Source organism: Microtetraspora sp. NBRC 16547, assembly GCF_030268965.1.
Classification (GTDB): Bacteria; Actinomycetota; Actinomycetes; order Streptosporangiales; family Streptosporangiaceae; genus Microtetraspora.
In genome coordinates this window covers 139,454-155,531 of record NZ_BSSE01000019.1, presented here as the reverse complement: position 1 = coordinate 155,531, position 16,078 = coordinate 139,454, and the positions used below count along the sequence as shown (strand labels likewise).

Here is a 16,078-nt window from a genome sequence, read left to right as displayed (position 1 = left end):
CCGGCTAACCGTCCTCGGGCTGTGCACGTTTACGCGTACTCGCCTCCGCAGCGGGAGGTGTACGCCGACAACACTCACACAGCGTCACGAGAGCCATGCCCCAGGCCCACTGGCATGGCTCTCTTTTTCACTAACACTCCAAGGCAGTTGATCAGCAAGTGGCTCTCAAACCGACCGACACATGGCTCTCGGATCCACCTTCATAGCCAGCGAGATCAGATTCGGCTTCTGGGCACAAGAGGGATACATGATGGATACACCGGACGAACTCGTGGACACCATGGCGGAGATCGACAGGCTCTACCCCGGGTTACCCTATCCCTGCGAAGGGCCGGCCTTCCTGCTCGCCGAGCGCCTCACCGGGATCACACTGACCCAGCAACTGTTGGCAGAATCCACCTTTTACTGGGGAGTCGTGCCAGAACCACCCCGATAGCCGTCGCTAACGGCAGGACAGCCAGCCCGTGACCTGCGGTTTTGCCGCCGCACCGCGCGCACCTGCCCTGCCTGGTCATCCCGTCTGCCTGGCAGTCGGGCGCTGACGCACATGCAGGTGTGCTCAGAGTGGGTCGTGGCGGCGGCGCGGCAATCCCGGTCGGAGCGTTCGGTTAGTACGGCGCGGCAGGTGTGCGGCAGCCAGCCCGGTGTCCCGCCGCCGTCCGGGACCGGCCCCCAGGCCGCACGCCCGGACGGCGGGCGGGCGGAGGGCCGGAGGTGCGGCGGCGCGCCGCGCCGCCGCCTTGACACGGGAGAGCTGCTCGTCGGGCCGCCCAAGTCGCGGGCCGGTGTCCGGACGGTCGCCATTCCTTCGGCAATCATCCCCGCGCTTCGGGATCACCTCGACGACTTCACCGATCCAGAGGACGACGCCCTGATCTTCACCGGCGCGCGGGGCGGCACCCTCCGGCGAAGCAACTTCCGCCGAGCGGCCGACTGGACGAAGAACACGAAGAAGATCGGTTTCCCCGGCCTGCACTTCCATGATCTCCGGCATACCGGTAACACGATCGCGGCCAGTTCGGGCGCGACGCTCCGGGATCTCATGGAGCGGATGGGGCACGACTCCGTTCGCGCCGCGATGATCTACCAACACCGCACGGCGGAGGCGGACCGCAAGATCGCGAACGCCATGAACGACAAGATCGCAGAAGCCCTGCCGAGCAACTAAGCAAGATCACCCGCGTCGGCTAATGGCACGTTAATGGCACAAAGCCCCGCAGCAAGATCGCTACAGAGCTTGTTTTCGCTGGTGGGCGGTACTGGGTTCGAACCAGTGACCCCTCGCTTGTAAGGCGAGTGCTCTACCGCTGAGCTAACCGCCCCAGACGGGACTACACCTTACGACACCCGGACGCCTTTCAGCACATCGGGAGATCGGTCCGCGTCCCGCGCCGATCGGGACCAAGTGACACCGGAGCGCACCCCGACGTCTCGGCGGCCATGCCTGAGACGTCGGAACGCATCACGCCGCTGGGCGGTCGCGTCCGGAACCGGACGTCCGCGCGGGCTAACGCCCGCCCAGCAGCGTTTCCGCGGTCCAGTCGACGCCCACGCCGGGCTCGCCGGCCGCCTGCCAGCCGAGCAGCGCGGCGCCAAGCATGCCCGCGTGTACGCCGAGGGCCGCCGGACGCAGCTCCGGAGGCTCGCAGAAGGCCAGCCGCGCGGCCAGCCGTTCCCGCAGGGGCTCGAACAGCACCGGTCCCGCCTCTCCGAGGCCGCCGCCGATGACGATCAGCGACGGGTCGAGCAGCAGCGTGTACGACGCCAGCGAGATCGCCAGCGCCTCGATCGCCTCATCGAAGACCTCGCGCGCCGCGGCGTCGCCGGATACCGCCAGCGCCACGACCTCCTTGGCGGTGGCCGTACGGCCGGAGCGCCGCTCGAAGCGCCGGGCCACGGCTGACGCGGACGCGTAGGTCTCCAGGCAGCCGATCTGGCCGCACGCGCAGGTCTCGCCCGAGGGCCAGACCGGCGTGTGACCGATCTCGCCGCCCCATCCGTGCGCTCCGCCGTACGGCTCGCCGCGCACCACCACGGCGCCCGCGATGCCGGTGCCGATGGGGAGGAACAGGAAGTCGGCGGTGTCGCGCCCGGCGCCGAACACGCTCTCGGCCAGCCCGCCGGTCCGCACGTCGTGTCCCAGCCGGGCGGGTACGCCCCCGGGCACGAAGTCCTCGGCCGGCACGTCACGCCAGCCGATGTTCGCGGAGTAAAGCGCCATGGAGGAGGTGACGATCCCCGGCACGGCCAGGCCGACGCCGGAGGGCTCCACTCCGAAACGGGAAAGCCCGTGCCCGGCCAGCTCGCCCACGTACGCGCGGATGGCCGCCACGACGGCCCACGCCCCACGCTCACGTTCCGTCGGCCGGCCCTCGAAAGGCGTCACCTCGCCGGAGCGTGTGACGAGCCCGCCCTTCATCGACGTACCGCCCACATCGAGGGCAACCACGTAACTCACTCGGACATCGTCGTCACCAAAGGACGTTTTCGCCAAATCAGGCAGATCAGGAACGACCGAGGACGCGGTTCAGCGCCGCCTCGACCTCGGCGGACAGGTCGGGCGCCCCGGACGCGGCGACCAGTGACTCGCAGGACCGCGCGAGCCGCACGGCACCGCACGAGCGGCACTCGACCTCCCCGAGGCGGCAGATCAGCGCGGTGGAGCCGCACGAGACGCACGCATCGAGATCGAGGTCGTGCGCGCGCTGGCAGTCCGGGCAGATCAGGACCTGCGCCTCGTGGCGCACCCCACGTTTCCAGGGACTCGCACCGCGGACCGGGTCGGTCTGCCGGGCCCCGCACCGGAAGCAGGGCATCTTCGCCTCCCGTAAGGCAGGGTCACAGATGTGTGAGCACCTTGCGGCACCTCACAGATGTGTGAGCACCTTGCGGTACTCGGTGACGTCACGCGCCGACCCGATCGCGTTCACGACCTTCCAGCGGATGACGCCCTCGCCGTCGATGATGAAGGTGCCGCGCAGCGCGAGCCCCTTCTCCTCGTCGAACACACCGTACGCCCGGGCCGTCTCACCGTGCGGCCAGAAGTCCGAGAGCATCGGGAAGGTGTAGCCCTCCCGGTCGGCCCAGGCCCGGTGGGCGAAGACGGAGTCGACCGAGACGGTCAGCACCTCGACGTCGTCCGCGACCGAGGGGAGGAACTCGTCGCGGATCGCGGACAGCTCGCCGTGGCACACGCTGGTGAACGCCAGGGGATAGAACACGAGCACCACCTTGCGGCCCCGGAGGTCGGAAAGCCTGACGGGAGTGCCGTGTTGGTCCTGGAGCTCGAAATCCGGAGCCCGTTCCCCGACTTCAACCGACATGCGCCGCCCTCCCCTGGTCTGATCGCACATCATCCTGCCGCACGGCGTCGCCGGGCCGTACGGCAGGGCATCGGCGTCAGCTCAGCGGCGGGCCTTCGGGGTGACGAGCCGCGTTCCCGACCAGTCCCGGGCGGCGCTGATGCTGCTCGTCTGGGAGAGGCCGGCGGTCGTCGCGTCCTCACCGATGTCGCTGGGCTCGACGTGGCCGTCCCGGCCCGCCTTGGGGGTCAGCAGCCAGATCTGGCCTCCGTCGGCGAGTGCGGTCATGGCGTCGCTGAGTGCGTCGAACAGGTCGCCGTCACCGTCGCGCCACCACAGCAGCACCACGTCGACGACGTCCTCGTATTCCTCGTCCACCAGCTCGTTGCCGGTCAGCTCCTCGATGGACTGGCGCAGTGCCTCGTCGCAGTCCTCGTCCCAGCCGACTTCCTGCACCACCTGACCAGCTTTGAGGCCGAGTCGTTCGGCCAGGCCGCGCTCGCCCTGCGCCTGACCCGCGGTCGCGCTCACGTTTATCCCTCCTGCTTGGGTGACCCCGCGTTGTAATGCGGTTGTCCGGCTCCACTGAGAGCCATGCTTCGGCACAGTCCACACGCTGTGACCCACCGTCGTCAACGGTCGCCACGACCGGTGACCCGCACCGTTATCTATAATCCCGACAAAAACGACAATCGAACACGCCGGTCGGGGTTGTCCACGTTGAGATCGACAAGGGACACTGACTGCCAGGTGCCCAGCGCGAGCCGGCCGTCCAGAACAGGCAGTGTCGCGTACGGCGGGATGATCGCAGGCAAGACATGGGATCTTCCATGCCCCCGGGAGCCGTGCGCATGCCTCCACCGGTCATCCGCCGGAAGCAGGTCCCGCAGGGCGGCGAGAAGGTCCTCGTCGCTCCCCGATCCCAGCTCGATCAGCGCTAGCCCCGCCGTGGCGTGCGGCACGAAGACGTGCAAAAGCCCGTCTCCACCACACTCCCGCGCGAACTCCTCGCACTCACGCGTGATGTCGTGCACCCGCTCGCGCGTACCGGTCCGCACCGCGATCTCTCTGGATTTCACAGCGCGATATTACGATCCCCGCTGAGCTGGGACGACGACCGCGTCGGGACCAGGGAACACCAGGCCGGTGTGTCCGTCGTCGAACCGGACGACGTACGGCGGCTCGCCACCGGGTCCGCGTACCTCGATGATCTCGCCGCGCTTGTCATGCTCTCCCACGACGGTCCCATGCACCAGGAGCCGGTCGCCCACCGTTGCGTGCATCTCGATTCCTCCCTCTATCCAGAGCCTGATACGGCTTTCGCCCGCAGGGAAGGGGAGTAACCCATCCTCCGTAAGAGGGAGGAACAACACATACCGAAACGTTACGCTGCCCCGTCACAGCGCACGGGACAGATGGCGGACCGGTTACGCGACAGTCACCTAACGGCCGCGCCTGACACGGAAAGGCGACCAACCGGTGGGCGGGACCGAGCGGTGCGCCGCGTTCGGGGCTGTGCTTGGATGGCACCTCACCGGCACCTCACCGGCATCGCACCAGGCGCCACGGCGGGCACCACAGCGGCACCTCACTGGTACCGCACCGGGCGCCACAGCGGCACCTCACGCCCGCGCGGATCCGCCTTTCTCAACGGGCGGAAGCGCGACCCGCGCACGGATGATCGGCCTCGTGACCCGACCACGCTGGGCAGTCTGTAAGAATCGTCCTACCATCGGTGGTCTAGGCCATAAATCCCCGCCTGCCAGCAGGGACATCCTGGTTACCCGGCAGTAGAGATGCACTTTCCGGGGCAAGCGGCCAGGATGGAAGTGCCTAGACAAAGACATAGTCCATCCTCGGAAGGCGAGACCCAGTGGCTTCCGGACGCCAGCGCTTCTCGATCATCAGTGACGGCCTACCCAGCCAGTTGCCTGATGTCGACCCGAGCGAGACCAGGGAATGGCTCGAATCGCTCGACAACGTCATCAAGACGGAGGGCCGCACCCGAGCCCGATATCTGATGCTCCGACTCCTGGAGCGGGCCCGTGAACACCAGGTCGGCGTGCCCGGCCTGCGGAGTACGGATTACATCAACACCATCCCACCGGAGCGAGAGCCCTGGTTCCCCGGCGACGAGTACGTCGAGCGCCGCATCCGGGCCTACATCCGCTGGAACGCCGCCGTCATGGTCACCCGGGCCAACGCCCGCACCAACGTCGGCGGCCACATCGCGACCTACGCCTCGGCGGCGTCTCTGTACGAGGTGGGCTTCAACCACTTCTTCCGGGGCAAGGACCACGGCGAGTCGGGCGACCAGGTGTTCATCCAGGGTCACGCGGCGCCCGGCATCTACGCCCGCGCCTTCCTGGAGGGCCGTCTGTCGGCCCCCGAGCTGGACGCGTTCCGCCAGGAGCTGTCCCACGGGATCAAGGGTCTGCCGTCCTACCCGCACCCGCGGCTCATGCCCGACTTCTGGGAGTTCCCCACGGTCTCCATGGGTCTGGGCCCGATCGGCGCGATCTACCAGGCGCGGTTCAACCGCTACCTCCTGAACCGCAAGATGAAGGACACCAGCCGCAGCCAGGTGTGGTGCTTCCTGGGCGACGGCGAGATGGACGAGCCCGAGTCGCTGGGCGCCATCGGCCTGGCCGCGCGCGAGGAACTGGACAACCTCACCTTCGTCATCAACTGCAACCTGCAGCGGCTCGACGGACCGGTACGCGGCAACGGCAAGATCATCCAGGAGCTGGAGTCGTACTTCCGCGGCGCGGGCTGGAACGTCATCAAGGTCGTCTGGGGCCGTGACTGGGACCCGCTGCTCGCGGCCGACGTGGACGGCGTCCTCGTCAACCAGATGAACACCACGCCCGACGGCCAGTTCCAGACGTACTCCGTCGAGTCCGGGGCGTACATCCGGGAGCACTTCTTCGGCAGCGACCCTCGGCTGCGCAAGATGGTCGAGCACCTCACGGACGACGACATCCGCAAGCTGTCGCGCGGCGGCCACGACTACCGCAAGGTCTACGCCGCGTTCAAGGCGGCCCGCGAGCACGTCGGCCAGCCGACCGTGATCCTCGCCCAGACCATCAAGGGCTGGACGCTCGGCAAGGACTTCGAGGCGCGCAACGCGACGCACCAGATGAAGAAGATGTCGAAGGCCGAGCTCAAGGAGTTCCGCGACCGGCTCTACCTGCCCATCCCGGACAAGGACCTCGAGGGCGACCTCCCGCCGTACTTCCACCCCGGCGAGGACAACGAAGAGATCGCCTACATGAAGGAGCGCCGTGCCGCGCTCGGCGGTTTCCTGCCCAAGCGGGTGACCCGGGCCAAGGCCCTCAAACTGCCCGGCGACGACGTGTACAAGCAGCTCGCCAAGGGCTCAGGCAAGCAGAACGTCGCCACCACCATGGCGTTCGTCCGGCTGCTGAAGGACCTCATGCGGGACAAGGAGATCGGTCACCGGTTCGTGCCGATCATCCCCGACGAGGCGCGCACCTTCGGCGTCGACGCGATGTTCCCGACCGCCAAGATCTACTCGCCGCACGGGCAGACCTACGAGGCGGTCGACCGGGAGCTGCTGCTCTCCTACAAGGAGTCCACCGAGGGCCAGATCCTGCACGAGGGCATCAGCGAGGCCGGCTCCATGGGCTCGGTGATCGCCGCGGGCAGCTCGTACGCCACGCACGGCGAGCACATGATCCCGGTCTACATCTTCTACTCGATGTTCGGGTTCCAGCGCACCGCCGACCAGATGTGGCAGCTCGCCGACCAGATGGGCCGCGGCTTCCTGCTGGGCGCGACCGCCGGCCGTACGACCCTGAACGGCGAGGGTCTCCAGCACGAGGACGGCCACACGCCGCTCATCGCCTCGACGAACCCGGCCGTCGTCTCCTACGACCCGGCCTGGGCGTTCGAGATCGCGCACATCGTCAAGGACGGCCTGCGCCGGATGTACGGCGACGCGCCGGAGAACGTCTTCTACTACCTGACCGTCTACAACGAGCCGTACCCGCAGCCCGCGGAGCCGGCGAACGTGGACGTCGAGGGCATCCTCAAGGGTCTGCACCTCTTCGCTCCCGCCCCCTCGACCGGTGGGCCGAAGGCCAACATCCTGGCCTCCGGCGTCGCCGGGCCGTGGGCGCTGGAGGCGCAGCGGCTCCTCGCCGAGGACTGGGGCGTCGACGCCGCGGTCTGGTCGGCCACGTCGTGGGCCGAGCTGCGCAGGGAGGCTCTCGCCACCGAGGAGCACAACCTGCTCAACCCGGACGCCGAGCAGCGTGTTCCGTACGTCACGCGGAAGCTGTCCGAGGCGCAGGGCCCGTTCGTGGGCGTCAGCGACTACATGCGGGCCGTCCAGGACCAGATCGCCCAGTGGGTGCCCGGTGACTGGAGCTCGCTCGGCACGGACGGCTTCGGCCTGTCGGACACGCGTTCGGCGCTGCGCCGCCACTTCCACGTGGACGCCGCGTCGATCACCCTGGCGGTGCTGACCCAGCTCGTCCGGCGGGGCGAGATCAGGGCCGAGGTGCTGCGCGAGGCGATCGCCCGCTACCACCTGAAGAACGGCGTGACCGAGGTCGGCGCGCCCTTGGAGAGCAACGACATCCAGTCGATGGGCGTGTAACTCCGGAATCTCCGGGTCCGCGTCGGCGGACCCTCCTGTCGGGCCCCGGACTCCTGTCCGGGGCCCGACGCTTTCACTCCTTCTCTGGCCCGACAAACAGGATGACCTGCCCCTCCGTGCCGGCCACCGCTTCGTGGACGTACCATTCCGGCTTCACCTGGTCGCGGCTGAGCCCGTTCGGATAGGGCCGGTCGGAGCCGCGGAACTCGTAGCGGTAGAGGACGCGGGTGATCTTGCGTTGCTCCAGGACGGACCATGCCTCGGCCACCGTACGGCCGGGGACCTCCGGCAGGCCGACGCCTTCACCAGGCATGTCGTCTGGGCCGGTGTTGTACATCTCGCCAGGGCGGGCGGCGCGGCCGAACACGATGTGGGCGTATCCCTTGTAGTCCACGGGGACCTTGACGCCGACGCTGCAGATCTCGACCCCGCACTCCCCCTTGGCCTGGATCACCTCGATCCTGCTGGCCTCCTGATCCTCCAGGAAGATGACGGTGCCGACGTTCCTCGGCGAGACGGGCCTGAGGTCGAGCTCGATGTCCAGCCCGTGGGCCGCGAACTCCTTCCGGTAGCGCGCCGGGTCGGCGACCGGGTCCTTGACCGTGACGACGAGGTAGCCGTCCTCCTTGCGGAAGGACAACACGGCGGCGTCGGCCCGGTGCGGACCGACGGACACCGAGCCGACCTTCTGGTCGGGGCCGGCGGCCGACAGCACGACCACCCCCGCGGCGGCGACCGCGGCGGCCAGGGGGACGCCGACGAGCAGCCGCCGCCCCCACCGGCCGTGCCCTACGGGTGCCGGGGCCTCGTCGGGCGAGGTCGTCATGATGCGCTCGGCGAGGTCGTCCCTGGTCTGGCGGCTCACCATCGCGGCGGCCTCCTCCTCGCTGATCGGGTTGAGTCGTTCGACGTTCATGCGACGCCTCCTTCTGACGCGGGTGCCACTCGCTCCTCGATCAGGTCTTCGTGGGTGTTCAGCTCTCGGGCGAAGCGGCGCCGCGCCCGAAACATCCGGATCCGTACGGCGTTGCGGGAGCAGCCGAGGACGACGGCGATCTCCCCGAAGTCCAGGCCCTCCCATCCGGCGAGCGCGAGCAGTTCCCTGTCCTGCTCGGGCAGGCGCCGGAAGGCCGCGGCGACGGCAAACGGCTTGGTCGCGGGCGCCGCGTGGCGGTGCGCGTGGGCGAGCTCGGCGCGCAGCCTCTCGCTCAGCGCGGTGCGCCGCCGAGCGCCGCGATGCAGGTTCGCGAGCGTGCGCCGGGCGACGCCGAACAGCCAGGGCCGGGCCCGTTCGCCGGCAGGGACGTCGTCGAGCCGCCTCCAGGCGACGAGGAACGTCTCGGCGAGGACGTCGGCGGCATCGTGGCCGTTGTCCGTGCGGCGTACGAGATAGGCGAGCACCGCATCGTGATATTTCCGGTAAATGTCCTCGAAGCGGTGCCTTCTCGTGTCGGGAGGCCCCAACGGCCCTCTCCTTTCGGGGTACGCCGTAGCGTCGTGTCTCGCTCTGACACCCTCCACGTGTCCCGCTCGCCGTGGAGCATTTCAGGATGCTGCCCCGCCCGGGCCGGGCGCGCCCGTTTCACGCCCCCGACCGCCCGTTTCACGCCCCCGGCCCGCCCGGTTCGTCCGCGTTCCGGCCGGTCTTCGCAAGGGTTCGCCGAACTTGCGGGCGCGCCAAGTCAGCCACAAGCGATGGACAAGACGGGTAACCGACGATTGCCCGCGTGAACGGATATTTCAGGACTTTGAGCAGGGGATTGGCCGCAACGGCGGCGATCGCCCTGCTTGCCGTGGCAGCCCCCACGGCACCCCCTGCCTGGGCCGACGGCGATGGGAACGTCTCCGTCGGCACGCTGCTGGCCGCCCGCACCCACCCGGCCGTCCAGCTCACCAGCCTCACCTTCAGCGGCGAGGTGGTCGTCCCCACCGCGGACGTCCGGCAGAACGCGCTGAACGAGCTCGCGGCGCAGATCCAGGTTCTCGTCACGGCGGGCAAGATCCCGTCGGACGAGCCCAGCATGTACAAGTACATGTTCAAGCGGATGGCCGCCAATGTGGACAAGTACCTCATGCCGACGTCGCCCAAGCGCACCGTGGAGGCACGGATCGGCGGCATGTGCACCGGCTGGTGGGTCACCCCGGACGGCTACATGGTCACCGGCGCGCACTGCGTGGACATGAGTGACGAGGACCTGTCCCAGACGTTCGCGCAGCAGGCGCTCCAGAAGTTCAACGAAGAGGACGCCAAGGAGATCATCGCCGGGCTGGAGAACGTCGTCGCCGACGAGGAGCTCATCCAGGCCGCGCAGCAGCTCTACATCAACTTCAACTCCGCGCACATGAAGCTGGAGAACCTGCAGAAGAGCCTCTCGGTCCTGCAGTCACTGCCCGGAGGCGGCGTCGACAAGACGGCCAAGGAGGTCCCCGCGGAGCTCGTGTCCGTCGGCGAGAGCTACCCCGGCAAGGACTTCGCCCTGCTGAAGGTCAACAACCAGCAGAACCTCCCGACGGTCCCGCTCGGCGACGACTCCGACGTGCAGACCGGCAACACGCTGTACATCAGCGGCTTCCCCGGCCTGGTCACCAACACGCCGTTCTTCAGCATCGAGTCCAAGCTCGACCCGGCGATGACCGAAGGGCCGTACAACGCCAGGCGCACCACCACCGAGGGCGTCCCGTACATCCAGACCCAGGCGCCGTCCTACCACGGCAACTCCGGCGGTCCCGTCTTCAGCCCCGACGGCAAGGTCATCGGCATGCTCATCGCCGGAACCGTCAGCGACGGCGGCGAGGCGTCGGAGAACGAGAGCTTCGTGCTGCCGGTCTCGATCATCAAGGAGAAGCTCAACGAGAAGAACGTCAAGCCGTCGGCCTCACTGACCACGACGAAGTACAACGAGGCCCTCGACGCCTTCTTCGCCAAGCACTACAAGGACGCGCTCCCCCTGTTCCGCGAGGTCCAGGCCCTCCAGCCCAACCACCCCTACGTCGCCAAGTACATCACCGACTCCCAGCAGGCGATCTCGAGCGGCAAGGACGAGACACCCCAGCCCGTCTGGCTCTGGATCGTCATCGGCGTGGGCGTCCTGCTCGCCGTCGCCGGCGGTCTCGCGCTGCTCATGATGATGCTGCGCCGCCGCAAGCGCGCGGCCACCACCACCCCCTCGTACGGACAGGCGTACGGCGGCGCCCACGCGGCGGCGATCAGCAGGCAGGACGAGCGCCCGGCCTGGCAGCAGGCGGCCCCCCGGCAGTACGCGCTACCCCAGGGCGAGTCGTCCGGCTCCGCGTCCCCTGGCGCGTACGCCCAGGGAGGGCCGTCCCAGGACCGGTACCCGCCCCAGGACCAGTACCCACGGCAGCAGGACGGCCGGCAAGGTTATGACCAGCGCGGATACGAGGACCGCGGATACGACGCCCAGCGCGACGGGCACCAGCAGTACGACCAGTACGGGCAGCCGAGCCAGGCGCCGGACGGGGCCACGCGGTACGTCCGCCCCGCGCCGGCCGCGTACCCGCAGGGCTCCGAGCGCAACGTGGCCGATCTCGAGCGCGAGGTCGCCGAGCTCCGCCGCCGCCTCGGCCAGCGGCAGCCGCCCGATGCCTGAGACGTGCGAAGGCCCGCCGGAGTAATCCCCGGCGGGCTTCTCGCTCGTCGGGCGGACGGCACGGGTTTGTACTTAGAGATCCTGGATCGTTATAAAAGCACCAAAGGGAGAACCCTGTGTAGTTACATCCCCGTTGGCCACGCGAACGGTACGCTGTGCCGACTTCGAGCAACAGGAGCCCGATGACCGAACCCGGAGAGAGCCCCCACCTGCCGCGTCATCCGATGGCGATGGGGCCGAACACCGCCCCGCCTCCGAAACCTCCGGGAATGTCGTCCACCGCCGTCAAGCTCGGCGCCGTGGGCGTGCTGTCCCTGCTCGTGGTCGGGTTCTGTGCCGCGCAGAACGACTACGAGGAGGTCAGCGCCGACTGCGTGGACCTGAGCAACGTCGAGTCCGACGGCTCCTACACCGTCGTGAACGACGAGTACTGCGACGACGATGGTGGCAGTGGCAGTGGCAGTGGCGGTCACTACCACTATTACGGCTCGCACGGCGCGTACGGGTGGTACTACGGCGGCACCCGCACCGGCGGGCGCGTCTGGCAGGGCACGACGCTGAAGCCGTCGGACGCGCAGATCAACACGCGATCCGGCCGCGTGGTCCAGCGCGGCGGCTTCGGGTTCCACTCCGGGGGCGGAGGCTGACCGCGCGCCGATGAGACGTGAACCTTCGACCCCGCGCGAGAACTGGGCGGACGTGATCGAGTCCCAGGGACTCGCCTTCCATCGCTCCTCCCACCCCGACGACCTCGACCGGCCGTACTGGGACGAGAGCGTCCACTACGTCTTCACCATGGACGAGGTCCTCAGCCTGGAGGAACAGGTCGAGGAGCTGCACCGGATGTGCCTGGCCGCGGTGGAGCACGTCGTCGCGCACGACCGCATGGCCGACTTCGCCATCCCTTCGCACTGCCGCGCGTCCGTCGCGGAGTCGTGGCGGCGCCGGGACCCGCACCTGTACGGCCGCTTCGACCTGCGCTACGACGGCACGGGGCCGGCCAAGCTGCTGGAGTACAACGCCGACACCCCGACGAGCCTGGTCGAGAGCTCCGTGGTGCAGTGGTTCTGGCTGAAGGACGTCCACCCGGACGGCGACCAGTGGAACTCGATCCACGAGCGGCTCGTCGACCGCTGGCGCGCGCTGGCCCCGGGATTCCCCACCGGCCCATCCCACTTCGCCTGGACGAGCGCGGACGAGACGGGCGAGGAGGCGATGACGCTCGGCTACCTGCAGGAGACCGCCGACCAGGCCGGGCTGAAGACGGTGGCCATCGCCATGGAGGACATCGGCTGGGACACTCTCAACCGGCGCTTCGTGGACACGGAGTACCGCGTGATCCGGTCGTTGTTCAAGCTCTATCCGTGGGAGTGGATGGTCGCCGAGCCGTTCGGCGCGCACGCCATCGGCCAGCAGGTGACGATGACGTGGATCGAGCCCCTGTGGAAGATGCTGCTGTCGAACAAGGCGCTGCTGGCGATCCTCTGGGAGTTGTATCCGGGGCATCCCAACCTGCTCCCGGCCTACCTGGACGGGCCGCGCGACATGTCCGCATATATCCAGAAACCTCTACTCGGACGCGAGGGCGCCTCCGTCCGCGTCGTGTCACCGGACCTCTCCCTCTCCACCCCGGGTGACTACGGCTCCGAGGGGTTCGTCTACCAGGAGTTCCTGCCGTTGCCTGAGTTCGACGGCCGGCGTCCGGTGCTCGGCGCCTGGGTGGTCGAGGACGAGTCCGCCGGCCTCGGCATCCGCGAGACCTCCGGCCTGATCACCGACGACACCTCCTCGTTCGTCCCCCACCGCATCGAGCCGGGCTGACGGGCCCGTCGCCGAAGCCCTCCAAAGCCACCCGAAGCACTCCCTCCAGCGCCCCAGGCGAACTGAAGCGCCGCGGGCGCCTGAGCGCTTCGGGGCCTCCCGATCCCCGAATCTCCCCCTCAAGGAGCCATGTTGACCACCCAGTCCACTTCCCTCGCCGAGGTGCTCGGCAACGGAGCGTTGGCGATCACCGCGTACGCGGTCCTCGGCGTGCTGCTGCTCGTCGCCGGGTTCCACGTGATCGACATGGCGATACCGGGACGGCTCAGCAGGCTCATCCGCGAGGAGCGCAACGCCAACGCGACCGCCCTGACCGCCTCCGGCCTCGTCGCGGTCGGCCTGATCGTCGCCGCATCCATCTGGTCGTCCGGCGGCGCGCTGCGGGAGGGCCTGCTCGCCACCCTGGTCTTCGGTTTGGTCGGCATCGCCGTACAGACGATCGCGATGATCGTCCTACCCCGGATCATCGGCATCCCGGTCCGGTCGCTGGTCGGCGAGGCCGCGCTCCAGCCGGCCACGGTCCTGCTCTCCGCCACCCACATCGTCATCGGGCTGATCACGGCCGTAGCCGTCGTCTGACGCGAATTCCGGGATATTCACCGAGGGCGGAATACGCCTCCGGGGGAATTGCCGACGGCGAAACCCGCTCCTTTTCCACGGAAAGGCGGGTTAGCGTCGGCGACGACATCGATCTTTCCCTGGAAGCAGGTGACGCAGTGTTTTCCCCTTCCCACCACTCGCCCTTCGCGTCGGCGCGCCAATCGGGCAGGACCGGCGGCGCACACGGTCCGGCGGTGATCGACTCCCTCGACCAGAGGCTGCTGCAGCAGCGCATCGTGGTTCTCGGGCAGGAGGTGGACGACGAGATCGCCAACCGCCTCTCGATGGAACTCCTCCTGCTCAGTTCCGAGGACCCCGAGGCCGACATCCGCCTCTACATCAATTCTCCCGGCGGCTCGGTGTACGCCGGAATGGCCATTTACGACGTCATGCATCACATTCCCAACGACGTCAGCACGGTCGCGATGGGAATGGCCGGCTCGATGGCGCAGGTCCTGTTGTGCGCCGGCGCGCCCGGCAAGCGATACGCCCTGCCGCACGCGCGGATCATCATGCACCAGCCGCTCGGCGGCATCGGCGGCACCGAGACCGACATCAGGATCCAGGCCGAGCAGATGCGTCACACGAAGAAGCTGCTCGCGCAGCGGATCGCGTTCCACACCGGCCAGCCGCTGGAACGCGTCGAGCAGGACTCCGACCGCGACCGCTGGTTCACCGCCGAGGAGGCCAAGGCGTACGGGTTCGTCGACCACGTGGTCTCCACCACGGCCGACGTGCGCGGGTGACCTTCGGACGCGCGATGTCCGATTCTTTCAAGACGGGCGGCTGCCCCGGCTCCTAATGTCTGGGGGCATGGCACCGACCTTCAACCTCATCGGCCTCGTCGTCGCGGACATGGGCGCGTCGCTGGCCTTCTACCGGCGGCTCGGCCTCGACATCCCGGCCGAGGCAGACTCCGCCCCGCACGTCGAGGTGACGCTCCCCGGCGGGCTGCGGCTCGCCTGGGACACCGTCGACGCGATCCGTTCCTTCGACCCCGGCTGCGCCGCGCCCGACGGCGGTGCCCAGGCCTCCCTGGCTTTCGCCTGCGCCGATCCCGCGGAGGTCGACAAGACCTACCAGGATCTCGTCCAGGCCGGGTATGAGGGGTACATGGAACCCTGGGACGCGTTCTGGGGCCAGCGCTACGCCGTGGTCCACGACCCGGACGGCAACGGCGTGGACCTTTTCGCGCCGCTCTCCTGACCGCGGCCGGGGCCGGGGAGCTCGTCAAGCGATCAGGATGCCGAGCGGGACCCCGGCCAGGGCCTTCACCTCCCGGGCGAGGTGAGCCTGGTCGGCGTACCCCATGCGGGCCGCCACGGCGGCGTGGGGGACGCCGGTCCTGGCCAGGGCCACGGCCCGGTCCATCCGCAGGATCCGCATGAGGGTCTTCGGCCCGTACCCGAACGCGGGCAGGCAGCGCCGGCGCAGCTGCCGCTCGCTCAGGCCCACCACGTCCGCCACGTCGGCGACCGCCGTTCCCTCGCGCAGCAGGGCCACGATGCCCTGGACGGCGGGGTCCGGCTGGCCGGCGCCGCCCGCGAGCCGCCCGGCGGCCACCTCCTCAAGCGCGACGCCCGGATCGGGCGCCTCCTGGACGCGCTCGGCGAGCCGCCGGACCCGCGCCTCCGGCCACAGATCGGCCAGCGGCACCCGCAGTCCGCGCAGCTCGTGCGCGGGCACGCCGAGAACGGCGGGGGCGGTGCCCGGCGCGAACCGCAGCCCCGTGTAGCCCGCCGGGTCCCCCGTCCCCGTGCCCATGTGGGCGACCGGGTCCGGCCCCGCCACCATCAGCTCGCCCGCCACCCAGATCAGGTCCATGCAGCCGTCGGGGAGGATCCGCAGCGCCGCCCCCGGGCTCGCCCCCGGACGCCGCCACACCACCGCCCCCGGCACGCATGACGCCCGCTCGCGGTACATGCCCCCCAGCATCCCACCCGTACGGCATCCCACCCGTACGGCGCGGCTCGCCCGGGCGGTGGCGACCACGCCCTCCCTGGCCACAGCAGCGGCGATGACCTGGCACGCTAGAACCGTGACGCAGCGGAGCGAGCCAGCAAGCAAGAACAGTGTCCATGTCCTCCGGGCCGCCCACGGCGGCGGCCAGACGGACGACA

The 16,078-nt window shown here is 69.1% G+C and carries 18 protein-coding genes and 1 tRNA gene; 9 read left to right on the top strand and 10 right to left on the bottom strand.

Annotated elements, in window-relative coordinates; genetic code table 11:
* Positions 1-181: 181 nt before the first annotated feature.
* Together QSK17_RS24435 and QSK17_RS24430 are read left to right on the top strand one after the other, a co-directional pair.
* A complete protein-coding gene (locus tag QSK17_RS24435; protein WP_285707529.1) occupies positions 182-436 on the top strand; it encodes a DUF6461 domain-containing protein in 255 nt (84 codons plus the stop codon).
* Between the two features lie 189 nt (positions 437-625).
* Positions 626-1,168, top strand: a complete 543-nt coding sequence (locus QSK17_RS24430) for a tyrosine-type recombinase/integrase (RefSeq protein WP_285707527.1) — start codon at positions 626-628, stop codon at positions 1,166-1,168.
* A 79-nt stretch (positions 1,169-1,247) separates the two neighbouring features.
* Here QSK17_RS24430 and QSK17_RS24425 read toward each other — a convergent pair.
* The 7 genes from QSK17_RS24425 to QSK17_RS24395 all read right to left on the bottom strand — a co-directional run bounded on the left by QSK17_RS24425 (position 1,248) and on the right by QSK17_RS24395 (position 4,585).
* Positions 1,248-1,322: transfer RNA gene (locus QSK17_RS24425), tRNA-Val, on the bottom strand.
* Between the two features lie 185 nt (positions 1,323-1,507).
* Positions 1,508-2,458 carry an ROK family protein gene (locus tag QSK17_RS24420; protein WP_285707526.1) on the bottom strand — a complete coding sequence of 317 codons (951 nt, stop codon included), beginning with the start codon at positions 2,456-2,458 and terminating at the stop codon, positions 1,508-1,510.
* 46 nt (positions 2,459-2,504) lie between these two features.
* The gene (locus QSK17_RS24415; RefSeq protein ID WP_285707525.1) at positions 2,505-2,816 is read right to left on the bottom strand and encodes a hypothetical protein; all 312 of its coding nucleotides are present in this window, start codon (positions 2,814-2,816) and stop codon (positions 2,505-2,507) included.
* A gap of 51 nt (positions 2,817-2,867) precedes the next feature.
* A complete protein-coding gene (locus QSK17_RS24410) occupies positions 2,868-3,323 on the bottom strand; it encodes a peroxiredoxin (RefSeq protein WP_285707524.1) in 456 nt (151 codons plus the stop codon).
* A gap of 81 nt (positions 3,324-3,404) precedes the next feature.
* Complete coding sequence (locus QSK17_RS24405) at positions 3,405-3,833, bottom strand: DUF3052 domain-containing protein (RefSeq protein ID WP_285707523.1); 429 nt, start codon at positions 3,831-3,833, stop codon at positions 3,405-3,407.
* A gap of 137 nt (positions 3,834-3,970) precedes the next feature.
* Positions 3,971-4,381: a secondary thiamine-phosphate synthase enzyme YjbQ gene (locus tag QSK17_RS24400; protein ID WP_285707522.1), complete on the bottom strand. Its 411-nt coding sequence runs from the start codon at positions 4,379-4,381 to the stop codon at positions 3,971-3,973.
* Positions 4,382-4,390: 9 nt separating this feature from the next.
* A complete protein-coding gene (locus QSK17_RS24395) occupies positions 4,391-4,585 on the bottom strand; it encodes a DUF1918 domain-containing protein (protein ID WP_067130867.1) in 195 nt (64 codons plus the stop codon).
* Positions 4,586-5,175: 590 nt separating this feature from the next.
* Here QSK17_RS24395 and aceE point away from each other — a divergent pair.
* Entirely contained in the window at positions 5,176-7,926 is a 2,751-nt protein-coding gene (gene aceE / locus QSK17_RS24390; protein ID WP_352231834.1) for a pyruvate dehydrogenase (acetyl-transferring), homodimeric type, read from the top strand.
* Positions 7,927-7,999: 73 nt separating this feature from the next.
* Here the strand turns inward: aceE and QSK17_RS24385 are convergent, their stop codons facing one another.
* Entirely contained in the window at positions 8,000-8,842 is an 843-nt protein-coding gene (locus QSK17_RS24385; protein WP_285707521.1) for a hypothetical protein, read from the bottom strand.
* A complete protein-coding gene (locus tag QSK17_RS24380; RefSeq protein ID WP_285707519.1) occupies positions 8,839-9,390 on the bottom strand; it encodes an RNA polymerase sigma factor in 552 nt (183 codons plus the stop codon). Before QSK17_RS24380 ends, QSK17_RS24385 begins: the two co-directional genes overlap by 4 nt.
* 284 nt (positions 9,391-9,674) lie before the next feature.
* On the opposite strand from QSK17_RS24380, the gene QSK17_RS24375 reads away from it, so the two are divergent.
* The 6 genes from QSK17_RS24375 (at position 9,675) to QSK17_RS24350 (ending at position 15,164) form a co-directional block, all read left to right on the top strand.
* A complete protein-coding gene (locus tag QSK17_RS24375; protein ID WP_285707518.1) occupies positions 9,675-11,537 on the top strand; it encodes a trypsin-like peptidase domain-containing protein in 1,863 nt (620 codons plus the stop codon).
* Positions 11,538-11,719: 182 nt separating this feature from the next.
* Positions 11,720-12,184, top strand: coding sequence for a hypothetical protein (locus QSK17_RS24370; protein WP_285707517.1), 465 nt, complete (start codon positions 11,720-11,722; stop codon positions 12,182-12,184).
* 10 nt (positions 12,185-12,194) lie between these two features.
* Positions 12,195-13,358: a glutathionylspermidine synthase family protein gene (locus QSK17_RS24365; RefSeq protein ID WP_285707516.1), complete on the top strand. Its 1,164-nt coding sequence runs from the start codon at positions 12,195-12,197 to the stop codon at positions 13,356-13,358.
* Between the two features lie 129 nt (positions 13,359-13,487).
* Complete coding sequence (locus QSK17_RS24360; RefSeq protein ID WP_285707515.1) at positions 13,488-13,937, top strand: DUF350 domain-containing protein; 450 nt, start codon at positions 13,488-13,490, stop codon at positions 13,935-13,937.
* 215 nt (positions 13,938-14,152) lie between these two features.
* Positions 14,153-14,704, top strand: coding sequence for a ClpP family protease (locus tag QSK17_RS24355; RefSeq protein WP_285707514.1), 552 nt, complete (start codon positions 14,153-14,155; stop codon positions 14,702-14,704).
* A 67-nt stretch (positions 14,705-14,771) separates the two neighbouring features.
* Positions 14,772-15,164 carry a VOC family protein gene (locus tag QSK17_RS24350; RefSeq protein WP_285707513.1) on the top strand — a complete coding sequence of 131 codons (393 nt, stop codon included), beginning with the start codon at positions 14,772-14,774 and terminating at the stop codon, positions 15,162-15,164.
* Positions 15,165-15,188: 24 nt separating this feature from the next.
* On the opposite strand, the gene QSK17_RS24345 is transcribed toward QSK17_RS24350, so the two are convergent.
* A complete protein-coding gene (locus QSK17_RS24345; protein WP_285707512.1) occupies positions 15,189-15,965 on the bottom strand; it encodes a helix-turn-helix domain-containing protein in 777 nt (258 codons plus the stop codon).
* Between the last annotated feature and the right edge of the window lie 113 nt (positions 15,966-16,078).